The sequence below is a fragment of the Natrinema sp. H-ect4 genome, assembly GCF_041894845.1.
Lineage (GTDB): Archaea > Halobacteriota > Halobacteria > Halobacteriales > Natrialbaceae > Natrinema.
In genome coordinates, this window is sequence record NZ_JBHDYC010000038.1 from 1 (window position 1) to 10,364 (window position 10,364).

11 protein-coding genes and 3 pseudogenes are annotated in these 10,364 nt (G+C 65.4%); 6 read left to right on the plus strand and 8 right to left on the minus strand.

Going from position 1 to position 10,364, the window contains the following annotated elements:
* The 3 genes from ACEWFR_RS23470 to ACEWFR_RS23480 all read right to left on the minus strand — a co-directional run.
* A partial coding sequence (locus ACEWFR_RS23470) for a multicopper oxidase domain-containing protein (RefSeq protein ID WP_374063303.1) occupies positions 1–721 on the minus strand: 721 nt, incomplete at its 3' end.
* A 123-nt stretch (positions 722–844) separates the two neighbouring features.
* Positions 845–1,405, minus strand: coding sequence for a class I SAM-dependent methyltransferase (locus tag ACEWFR_RS23475; protein ID WP_374063304.1), 561 nt, complete (start codon positions 1,403–1,405; stop codon positions 845–847).
* Between the two features lie 2 nt (positions 1,406–1,407).
* Positions 1,408–1,848 carry a DUF302 domain-containing protein gene (locus ACEWFR_RS23480; protein WP_374063305.1) on the minus strand — a complete coding sequence of 147 codons (441 nt, stop codon included), beginning with the start codon at positions 1,846–1,848 and terminating at the stop codon, positions 1,408–1,410.
* A 268-nt stretch (positions 1,849–2,116) separates the two neighbouring features.
* On the opposite strand from ACEWFR_RS23480, the gene ACEWFR_RS23485 reads away from it, so the two are divergent.
* From ACEWFR_RS23485 to ACEWFR_RS23505, 5 genes and pseudogenes are all read left to right on the plus strand, one after another.
* The gene (locus tag ACEWFR_RS23485) at positions 2,117–2,383 is read left to right on the plus strand and encodes a hypothetical protein (RefSeq protein WP_374063306.1); all 267 of its coding nucleotides are present in this window, start codon (positions 2,117–2,119) and stop codon (positions 2,381–2,383) included.
* A gap of 177 nt (positions 2,384–2,560) precedes the next feature.
* Entirely contained in the window at positions 2,561–3,907 is a 1,347-nt protein-coding gene (locus ACEWFR_RS23490) for an FAD-dependent oxidoreductase (protein ID WP_374063307.1), read from the plus strand.
* 7 nt (positions 3,908–3,914) lie between these two features.
* Positions 3,915–5,189 (plus strand): M20 family metallopeptidase, encoded by a 1,275-nt coding sequence (locus ACEWFR_RS23495; protein WP_374063308.1) that lies wholly within the window; start codon positions 3,915–3,917, stop codon positions 5,187–5,189.
* 50 nt (positions 5,190–5,239) lie between these two features.
* Positions 5,240–5,566 (plus strand): annotated as a pseudogene (locus ACEWFR_RS23500) (nucleotidyltransferase domain-containing protein); the annotation flags it as partial.
* Positions 5,559–5,972, plus strand: a pseudogene (locus ACEWFR_RS23505) (hypothetical protein); the annotation flags it as partial. The pseudogenes ACEWFR_RS23500 and ACEWFR_RS23505, both read left to right, overlap by 8 nt.
* Positions 5,973–6,247: 275 nt before the next feature.
* Here the strand turns inward: ACEWFR_RS23505 and ACEWFR_RS23510 are convergent.
* From ACEWFR_RS23510 to ACEWFR_RS23520, 3 genes are read right to left on the minus strand one after another with little or no spacing between them, the layout of a single operon-like run.
* A complete protein-coding gene (locus ACEWFR_RS23510) occupies positions 6,248–6,757 on the minus strand; it encodes a hypothetical protein (RefSeq protein ID WP_374063309.1) in 510 nt (169 codons plus the stop codon).
* The gene (locus ACEWFR_RS23515; RefSeq protein ID WP_098728103.1) at positions 6,754–7,353 is read right to left on the minus strand and encodes a helix-turn-helix domain-containing protein; all 600 of its coding nucleotides are present in this window, start codon (positions 7,351–7,353) and stop codon (positions 6,754–6,756) included. Before ACEWFR_RS23515 ends, ACEWFR_RS23510 begins: the two co-directional genes overlap by 4 nt.
* 49 nt (positions 7,354–7,402) lie before the next feature.
* Entirely contained in the window at positions 7,403–7,738 is a 336-nt protein-coding gene (locus ACEWFR_RS23520) for a hypothetical protein (protein WP_374063310.1), read from the minus strand.
* Between the two features lie 205 nt (positions 7,739–7,943).
* On the opposite strand from ACEWFR_RS23520, the gene ACEWFR_RS23525 reads away from it, so the two are divergent.
* The gene (locus tag ACEWFR_RS23525; RefSeq protein ID WP_374063311.1) at positions 7,944–9,077 is read left to right on the plus strand and encodes an aminotransferase class V-fold PLP-dependent enzyme; all 1,134 of its coding nucleotides are present in this window, start codon (positions 7,944–7,946) and stop codon (positions 9,075–9,077) included.
* 203 nt (positions 9,078–9,280) lie between these two features.
* On the opposite strand, the pseudogene ACEWFR_RS23530 reads toward ACEWFR_RS23525, so the two are convergent.
* Both ACEWFR_RS23530 and ACEWFR_RS23535 read right to left on the minus strand, forming a co-directional pair.
* Positions 9,281–10,025, minus strand: a pseudogene (locus ACEWFR_RS23530) (DUF2270 domain-containing protein).
* Between the two features lie 50 nt (positions 10,026–10,075).
* Positions 10,076–10,364 (minus strand): zinc ribbon domain-containing protein (locus ACEWFR_RS23535; RefSeq protein WP_374063312.1); only part of this gene is annotated, 289 nt, incomplete at its 5' end.

A 10,364-nucleotide genomic window follows, 5' to 3' on the forward strand; every position in this document is an offset into this window, starting at 1 on the left:
CGCCATCGGGCCCCATCCCGTCGCCATCTCCGCCTGGCCCGCCATCGGGCCCCATCCCGTCGCCGTCTCCGCCTGGCCCGCCATCAGGGCCCATGCCACCGCCGCCCGGCGGGGCTTCGATCGAGTCGAGCGCCGGCTCCTCCCCGAGGTAGTCGTCGAGCTGCAACGTGTACTCGCGGTCGTACTCGACGTGGGGCGACTCCTCTTCGACGATCAGCGGCCCGTAGAGTCCCCTGTCGAGTTGTAACCCGACGTGGCTGTGGTAAACGTACGTCCCCGCCGGAGACGCCTCGTACTCGTATCCGAACGTCTCGTCGGATGAGACCGGCGCTTGCGTGACGTCCGGAACGCCGTCCATCGGGTTCGGTACGGGAACGCCGTGCCAGTGAATCGTCGTCCCCTCGGACAACCCGTTCTCGAGCGAGATGCGGAGCGTCTCTCCCTCGCCGACCCGGAGCTCCGGCCCGGGGAACTGCTCCTCGTACAGCCACGTCTCGACGCTCTCGTCCGCTCCGACGTCGACTTCCCCGCTCGAGGCGACCAGCGTTTCGTCGAGTCCGCCGTCGTCTCCGGTCCCGCCGTCCTCGTCCCCCTGTGCGGTCCGCTCGAGTGCGGCCGCTCCGATTCCGATCCCGTTCGGTAGTCCCGCGATTCCGAACAGCGTCGCACCGCCGATGCGTAGCGCCTGCCGTCGCGGGACGGTTCGATCAGTGTCGTCCATCACAGAACCGCCCACAACTGCCGGCAAAAAGGAAGGGCATGCCAGCGCGCGCTCTTCTCGATTCGCGTCCGAGAAACGTGACCTCGAGGCTGGAAACCGCGTTCGAACGAGTCGCCTGCGTTCTCACTCGAGCGTCGCGATCAGCAGGAAGGTCTCCGGTCGGACGGCCTCGTGTTCGATGGCGAACCCGACCTCGCGGAGGGCGTCCGCCGCCTCGTCGGCGCTGTAGCGCTCGTCGACCGGCGGCCCGTTCTCGCCGGTTCCGGTGGCCGCCCAGTCGACGACGACGAGCCGACCGGCGGGCGCGAGGACCCGCCGGATCTCGGCCAGCGACTCCGCGCTCGCGAACTCGTGGTAGGTCATCGTCGAGAACGCAGCGTCGACGCCGCCGTCGTCGAACGGCAGGTCGCTTACGTCGCTGGTCACGAGAGTGACGTTCTCCGGGATACCCTTCTCTCGGTAGTAATCCTGCATCTCCTCCTGAACGTCGACCGCGTAGACCTCGTCGGCGTACGGGGCGACGTCGTCGGTGAAGAAGCCGGTCCCGCTGCCGAGGTCGGCGACGGTGTCGGCCGGTGAGAGCGAAAGCGCCCACAGTAGTTCCTCGGCCGAGAGGAAGCGATATCGCTTCCCCGCCTCCTCTAACTTGTCAGCCCGCGACGCGTCGAAGGTGTGGTATCCCATGGTTACAGATTCTCGAACGCAGTATCGACCAGTTCGCCCGTCTCCGCCACGATGTCTGCCATCTCGTCGTCGTCCGGTGCTATTCCGACAAGTCGTGCGATCCGCATGATCGAGACGTGGTAGACGCGCTGTCGACCGGGTTCTTCCTCCCAGACGACGACGTTACATGGGAACAGCGCGCCGAGTTTCCCGTCGGTCGCCTCGAGTGCCCGGTCGGCCACCGTCGGGTTACACGCGCCGAGGACGTAGTAGGGGTCGCGGTCGGCATTGACCTTTTCGTTGAGCAGTTCCGACGGAGAGAACTCGACGGGAACGCCGAACCCCGCGTCGGTGAACACCTCACGAACGTGTTCGATGGCGTCCTCGTGGTCCATCTCGAGCGTCGTCTGTTTCCCACCGATGTCGTCCGGATCGATCCGGGTGGGGTCGATTGGCAGCGTCATTCGTGGAGAGTATTGGGCCCACCACAAAAATCAGTTCTGGATTCCGCCGTCGACCGCTACGAGAGCGCCGCCGACTCGTGGGAGTACATCACCGAACGCTGCGCCAGCGAAAACCGGGGAAACGAATCGCGTGCAAGAGCCTCCTACATTGTTCGACACGAGAATGGGCACGTCGCGGGTGGGATCGGCGGGCGGTCAGTTCGAGACCGCAATCGCTGACTCGGAAAATCGGCCGAACGCATATGACCTTCTGCCTGCAAGTTTACGTATGGGTTCGGATGTCTCCAGTCAATCGCTGCTCGGGCTGGCAGGGCTCGCGAGTCTCTGTTGTGTCGGACCGGGGACCGCCGCCATCGCCGGCGGGACGTCAGTCGGGATGATCGCCGGGGTCGCACAGGGTGTGGTGATCTTCGCAGTGCTCGGTATCATCGGGCTCCTGATCCGACTTCACTCGAGTTGCTCGTGTTCGGCCCGTAACGCTGACCGGGAGACGCAGCGATCCTCGGGCGTGAAGCGAAACGCGGACCTCGAGTGATCCGTCGACGTGAGTGATGAACGCTTCCACACAGATCATGACGCTGCGGACCGTACCAAACTCGTCGAGCAGAGACTCGTGACGACAGATACTGCGCCGAAGCAATAGCCGTAGTTGATTGTATAGTATTGGGAATTTCCAGAAATATTTTTTGCGCTGCCGTCCTACCTCTCACGTATGACCGAAACGTTCGTCGTCATCGGCGGTGACGCTGCGGGAATGAGCGCCGCGAGCAAGGCGAAACGCGATGATCCCGAGCGAGAGGTGATCGTCTTCGAAAAGGGCGAGTGGGTCTCCTACGCCGCCTGCGGGATGCCCTATTACGTCAAGGGGGCGGTCGACGAACTGGACGACCTCGTCACCGTGACGCCCGAGGAGTTCCGGGAGGAACGGGACGTCGACCTGCGGACGGGTGCGGAGGTCGTGGACATCGACCCCGAAGCGCGGACGGTGACGGTCGAGACCGGCGACGAGACGTACGAACAGCCCTACGACGACCTCCTCGTCGCGACCGGCGCGAGCGCAATCGAACCGCCGTTCGAGGGACTCGGACTCGAGGGCGTGTTCACCATCCACGACATGGACGAGGCCGACGCCATCGAGGAGTACGTCACCGACTACGGACCCGAGACGGCCGCGATCGTCGGCGGCGGCTACGTGGGGATTGAGATGGCCGAAGCGCTGTCGGCCCGCGGCGTCGACGTCCACCTCTACGAGATGCTTCCCCACGTCCTCCAGCCGTTCGGTGAGGCCGTCGCCAAGGTCGTCGAGGACCACCTGCGCGAGCAGGGGGTCGAACTCCACCTCGATACCGCTGTGTCGGGCTTCGTCGGCGACGAGCGGGTTGACGGCGTTGCACTCGAGGACGAGACAGTCGCCGCCGATATCGCGATCGTCGGCGTTGGGGTGAGACCGAACGCCGAACTCGCCGAGACGGCCGGTATCGAACTGGGGCCGACCGGTGCCATCGCGACCGACGAGTACGGACGCACGAATTACGAGAACGTCTACGCAGCGGGCGACAACGCCGAGGCGATGCACGTCGTAACCGGCGAACCGGACCACGTCCCGCTGGCCCTCACGGCCAACCGCGCGGGACGGGCGATCGGACAGACGATCACCGGCGACCCGACGCCGGTCGGCGAGATCGCGGGCACCGCCATCGTGAAGGCGTTCGACCTCGGGGCCGCCCGAACGGGGATCGTCGACGAGGAACTGGCTCGCGAGGCCGGCTTCGATCCGATTTCGATCACGATTTCGGCGTCGTCGCGCGCCCACTACTATCCCGACGGCGCGGAACTTACAGTCACGCTGGTCGCCGACCGCGAGAGCGGCGAACTGCTCGGCGGCACCGTCGTCGGCCGCGAGGGCGCGAAGCGCATCGACACTGTCGCGACGGCGCTGACGGCCGGAATGACCGTCACCGAACTGCAGAACGCGGACCTGGCGTACGCGCCGCCCTTCAGCCCCGTCTGGGATCCGATCCTCACTGCGGCGAAGGTTCTCGCCGGGAAGCTCGAGTGAGATCACGATGACGACCGGAAAATCCGGCAAACTGGAAGCCTACATCGCCGACCGTCGCTCGGACCTGATCGACCTCGCGCTCGATCTGCTCTCGGTCGACACGGCGAATCCGCCCGGCGACACGCGCGAGATCGTCGCCTTGCTCGAGGAGTACCTGTCGCAGTTTCCGGTCGACGTCGAGCGGTTCGCCGTCGATCCGGCGAAGCCGAATCTCCTCGTGACGCTTCCGGGCGCGAGCGATCGAACACTCCTGTACAACGGGCACCTCGATACGGTGCCGTTCGACGCCGACGTGTGGTCGTTCGATCCTCTCGGGGAGCGCGTCGACGACCGCCTCTACGGCCGCGGCGCGACCGACATGAAGGGAGCCGTCGCCGCGATGCTGTTCGCGATCCGCGCGTTCACTGAGACGGACATCGAACCGCCCGTCGACCTCGCGTTCGCGTTCGTCAGCGACGAGGAGGTCGGCGGCGACGCCGGCCTCCCCGCGTTGCTCGAGGCCGACCGCCTCGAGGCCGACGCCTGCGTCATCGGCGAACCGACCTGCGAGGTGGGGCGTCACTCCGTGACGGTCGCCGATCGGGGGAGCATCTGGCTAACGCTCGAGGCGACCGGCGAGGCCGCACACGGCTCGCGGCCGGTGCTCGGCGAGAACGCGATCGACCGACTCTACGACGCGGTAACGACGCTGCGGGAGCGGTTCGGGACGCGACGGCTCGAGGTCGATCCCGCCATCGAGCCGATCATCGACGAATCGATCGCCTTCTACGAACCGACGATGGGCGCCGAGACCGCCCGCGAACTGTTCGAGACCCCGACGATCAACCTCGGCGTCCTCGAGGGCGGGGAGGCGATCAACAGCGTCCCCGGGTCCGCCCGCGCTGAGGTCGATATTCGGTTGACGGCCGGCGTCCGGACGCCCGACGTCCTCTCGGAGATCCGGGACTGCGTCGCCGACTGCGAGGGGATCACAGTCGCCGACGTCTCCTGGAGCGTCGGCACCGCCGAACCGGTCGAGAGTCCGCTCGTCGAGGCCGTGTCCTCGAGCGCCGAGGAAACGACCGGCGAGCGAGTGTACCGACGGAGCGCCACCGGCGGCGGCGACGCGAAGACGCTGCGAAACGCCGGGATTCCGACGGTCGAGTTCGCGCTCGGAACCGACACCGTCCACGCCGTCGACGAGTACACGACCGTCGAGGCGCTCGTCGGGAACGCGACGAGCTATGCGCGCCTCCCCGAACTATGGGCGGCCGCGGTCGACGAGACGGACGCGTCTGGGTGACTCCCCGATACGGGATTGGTTGACTAACCTACGTCCGAGATGCAGGAACCGAAACGGACGACATCGACGACGTTCTCGGTATCGTCGTGTTCGGAAGCGTCGCTCGAGGCGATGCTGACCGGCAGAGCGACATCGATCTGTTCGTCGTCGTCGACGGTGATCGGACGAGCGCCCGACGCGTCGTTACGGATGTCGTCGCCGACCTCAGCGAGCAGCGATTCGACGGCGATCGATTCGATTTCGAACCGTACGTCGAATCTGCGGAGAGTGCACGACGAGCGGGTCCGAAACGCCGTGAAATCTTCACGGAGGGCGTGACGATATACGGCAGTGATCGACTCCAATCCATCCGGAAAGCGGTGATCACCGATGAGTAGTACACGAATCGAAAAGCTGGTTGACAACGCACAGGCGGCGTTCGACCGGCGACCGGCAGAAGTCGAGCCCGGACTCGACGTAGAAGACGCAGCGCTCTTCCAGTTGCGGAAGGCCTGTCGGTTGCTCGCTGGTGCTGAAGCCCTGTACGATGCTGCATACTATACGCTCGTCATCGAAGCCTCGTTCGTCGCAATCGAACGGACGATCGAGTTCCGACTCCTCGAGCGGGGCACGATGGAACCGGACGATCTTCCCGGAACGCATCCAGGCGTATACCGAGAGGCAGCCGCAGTCGGTATTGTTGTCGAATCTATGGCCGCGGATCTCGCCGACCTCTGGCGCGATCATCGGGCGAAAACGTACTATCAAGACGGTCTCGCCTCGGCGGAACGGGCGCGGGCGGTGCGGAGAGCGCCCGCACGCCCGGAATGGTCGGTCGCGAGCGACGCGGAGGGCGGCAGCGGCGAGCGGGGCGGGCCGGGACGTACACACCTGTCCAGCCGGCCACGTCGCTCGGTGGGCCATCTACAGTCCTGGCGGACTCAGAAAGGGCGAGGCCGCCTCGGTCGTCCCCCGGCCCCGCAAGCACCGCAGGTACGAGGCGCGCAGCGGCGGTCGCGGGACGTCGAGCGGCCGAGGGCTTTCGAGTGTCCTCTCCACCGAAACAGACCAGAATCCCGTCAGCTGCCTCCGGTGACCAAGTCCTCGATGAACCGGAAGCCGTTCACGAACGTCACCGAGTCACCGTAGCCCTCACTTGCAAGCACGGTTTCGGCCCCCTCTCCGGCCGCGATATCGGTTGTGTAGATGTACACCTCGGTCGCCGTCCCCGCGCTGAGGTGTTGGGCAGCTAGGGCGGCGAGGGCGGCGTCCGCCCGCCCGACCTTGTCCGCGGGCCGGTCGTCGGCGTTCGCGATGTACCGCTGGACGCCGTCCATCACCCGCGAGACGACAGGTTCGGAGAACTCGAGTGGCGCCGCAACCGTCGCCCAGCCCTCGTCGATCGCGGCGTCGACGGGCGGTGCCTCGACGTCGGGGTCGTCAACGGTCAGCTCCTCGTACACCCGTTCCGGGAGGACGAAGGTGATGTCGTTCCGGCGAGCGAATCGCCGAACAGCCTGGTAGCGGCTGTTTGACGGCTGCCCCATCGCGACGAACAGGCCGGTGTCGGCGATATGAAGCGTGCTCACGCGTCGTCAGCCACGTCGCCGTCGTCGATGTCCAACTCGTCGAGTCCCGCTCCTCCTTTCTCAATGTCGTAGTGCTCGTGGACGACGGGCCGGAGCGCCTGGAGGATCAGCTCCGCGGCCAGCGGGGAGATATCGAGATCTTCAGCCATTAGCCGGTGGGTCACCTCGCCGCGTTCGCGGGCGACGGCGTAGGTGAGCGCCGTCGCGAGGCCAGCGACGCCGTGGCGGTCGATGTAGGTGTCGATATCGGCGTTCGTCTCGCGCCGGCCGACGGCGTCGATGAGCGCCGGCGTGATCGTGTATTCCCGGTCCCCCACGGTCGTCGTCACGGTCAGGTCGATCTCGCGGGCGGCGTATCGCCGAGGCTGCTCGTCATGGGTGACTTCGACGACGCCGGCGTCGACGAGCCGGTTGACGTAGCTGTAGGCCGTCCCCTGGGCGAGCTCGAGGTCGTCCATCACGTCCTGGACGGTCGCCTCCCCCTCCCGAGCGAGATACGCGTACAGCTGGGCCAGCTGTGGCTCCTCGAGCAGGTCCGCAACCGAGAGGAAGTCGCGGACGATGTCGCCGTCGGCGCGGTTTGAGGTGCGTGACACGGGTTGTTCTTGATTACAGTTTACAGTGAACCAGTAAAGAGTGTTGGGGTCACTCTGTTGGCGTCGCGACGAGGTGTTCTTCGAGGTCGCGCGTCCGGTACGTCTCAAGGCCACCGGGATTACAGCGGGCACAGAGCTGGAGCGCCCCTTCGAGATGCCCGAGTTCAACGCGAAACCGCGTCAGTACCGCAAGCGTGTCGACGACGAGCCCACACCCGTCACAGGCGACGTGATCGCACTCTTCGGGATCCGGCTCCGCTTGGATGGCACAGTCGACACAGATCGGGTGGGTGACCCGCTCGTCCTGTCCCCAGGTGTGCGCCTCGCCAGTCTTGGTGCCGGGCGGGGCGTCGCAGAAGGCGCAGCCAACGAGCGTTTGCTGCATCACTCTGCCTCCTCTTCGTCGGTGTCGTACGCGGCCGTCCAGCCGCGATGGTAGACGGCTACTATACATTCCGCGATGTCGATCAGTTCGTAGTCGTCGAGCGTGATCGCCGTCACTCGTTGGCGAACCGCTCGTTCAGGGCAGCTAGTACCAGTATTTCATAGTTTTCCCAAGATTATTATCTACTGGGTTCGTCGGATACCGTATGCAACCGAATACGACGATGACGCCGACCGAACTCAGGGCGGACATTCCCGCTTTCAAGGAGGGCGTTTACCTCAATTTTGGCGCCCACGGACCGAGCCCGGAGTACGTCGTCGACGCCGCCGACGAGTTCGTCCGCACCCACGAGTACGAATCGCCGGTCGGGGACGACCCCTACGAGACTGCGTTTCAGGCGTTTGACCGCACTCGAGAGCGGGTCGCGACGTTCATCGGCGCCGAACCGGACGAAATCGCACTCACTGAAAGCACCACGGCCGGGATCAACGCGATCGCCAACGCGATCGACTGGCAGTCCGGCGACCTCGTCGTCCGGACGGATCTCGAGCATCCGGCTGGAATCCTCCCGTGGCAGCGCCTCGAACGAGAGGGCGTCGAGGTTCGCGTCGTCGAGACGAAGGACGGCCGAATCGATCCGGATCGGTTCGCCGAGGCCGTCGCCGACGCCAGACTCGCCTGTTTCAGCGCGGTTACGTGGACCCATGGGACGCAGCTTCCGGTAGCGGAGCTGGTCGATATCGCCCACGATGCCGGTGCGCTCGCGCTCGTCGACGCCGTCCAGGTCCCTGGACAGCTCCCGATGGACGTCGCGGAGTGGGGCGCTGACGCTGTCGCCGCCGCCGGCCACAAGTGGCTGCTCGGGCTGTGGGGCGGCGGCTTCCTCTACGTCGACCGTGACGTTGCTGAGGGCCTCAAGCCGCGGACGGTCGGCTATCGGAGTGTCGAGACACCGTCCGCCGACCCCTACGAGTACGCTGCCGGTGCGCGGCGGTTCGAGGTCGGATCGGCGAACCCGGCACCGCACGTCGCGCTCCGGGAAGCGATCGACGCGATCGAAGAAGTCGGGATCGACCGGATCGAAGGCCAGGTCCGCCAGCTTGCCAATCGACTGATAGCTGGTATCCCAGCTGACCGCCTTCTCAGTCCCTCGGCGCCGGAGTCGGGGCTCGTAACGATCGATGTCGACGATCCGGCGGCGACGGTCGAACGGCTGGCCGCCGACGGAATTGTTGTTCGAGAACTGCCATCTCCGAACGCCGTTCGGGCGTCCGTCCACGCGGTCAATACTGCAACCGATGTCGATCGACTGCTCGACGGACTGGAACGGGAATGGTAGGACCGCAGTCGGAGGGCAGACGAGTCGTTCACGCTCATCGATACGCGCCCCGAGGAGAGTTATGAGGACTGGTGGATTCACGGCTTGGGGCGCGTTCCGTTCGGTCCGGACGACGAGTCTGAGGTGATAGGCCTCAAGCGGGGGCCGAACAACTGCGCGTCCTGGTTTCGCGCGGTCGGACTCGAATCGGGATCTGCGGTCGATTATCGGTCCTGCGACTCGTCCTCCGCGTCCGAATCCTTCCAATCGCCCTCCGTTTCTTTTCCGTTGCGAATTCGCCCTTCGCCTGGCGCTCTCGTGGCCACAGCGCGATCACGAGCAACGCGACGTAGAACACGACGACGACCGCGATCACGACCGGTCCCTGGATTCGAGCGATCGCGGCGGTTTCGATCCAGTCGTCCCTCGCCGCGAACGCGGTCACTCTGAAGATCCACGTGACGAGGAGGATGCCGAGCAGCGCGAGATACACGCGCCGCAGGCGATTCGCGAGGGCCTCCTGCATCGATACTTTCACCGCGGGCTCGCGGTAGTCCTGACCCAGTTCTACTCGCCAGTCGGTGCGTTCGACGTCCCGTGACGGGTCCAGGGCAGTTGCGAGCAGATTCTCCTGAAGCATCCGAACGCGCGCCCGAAAGACATCGTAGTCCCAGTACCGCCGCGCCTCGATGCCGAGGAAGACCGTGACGACTACGATTCCGATCAACAGGATGTATGAGGGTTGTCGGAACTCGAGAACGCCCACGTCAGGATCGCCGCCATCACGGTCACCGCCCACGTCGTCGTTTGATCGAGGCGCTGTCGCCACGTATCCACCCGGCCGAGTTCGCCCCGGTACGCGTGAGCCATCACCGAGCTGAGGACCGTACTCTCGTCGACCACTTCGCGGCCGATCTCCCGCTGTTCGGGCGTCGTGGGGTCGAAGTCGTCATCGTTCGGATCCGCCATGCACGACGGACATCGCCGCGTTTTATAAGCGAATGCGGTGCCGACGTGAACTACCCCGCCCTGCTCGGCCTGACGGCCTCGCTGAGGACGAGGCTTCCTGTTTCTAAGACGCGCTTTGCAGGAACCGAATCGGTTCCCGTAGGGAGCGCAGTCTCCGCAGGCATTGAATCGGGGTGAACCACCCCTACTTCGGTGAGTCCGCGAGAAAGGATGTTGTAGGCGGCGTTGAGGTCGCGGTCCGCCTCGAATCCGCATGAGGGACACGAGTGTTCGCGTACCCACAGCGGTTTGTCGGTCGCAACGCCACAGTTGGAACATTCTTTGGTCGTTCCAGCCGGT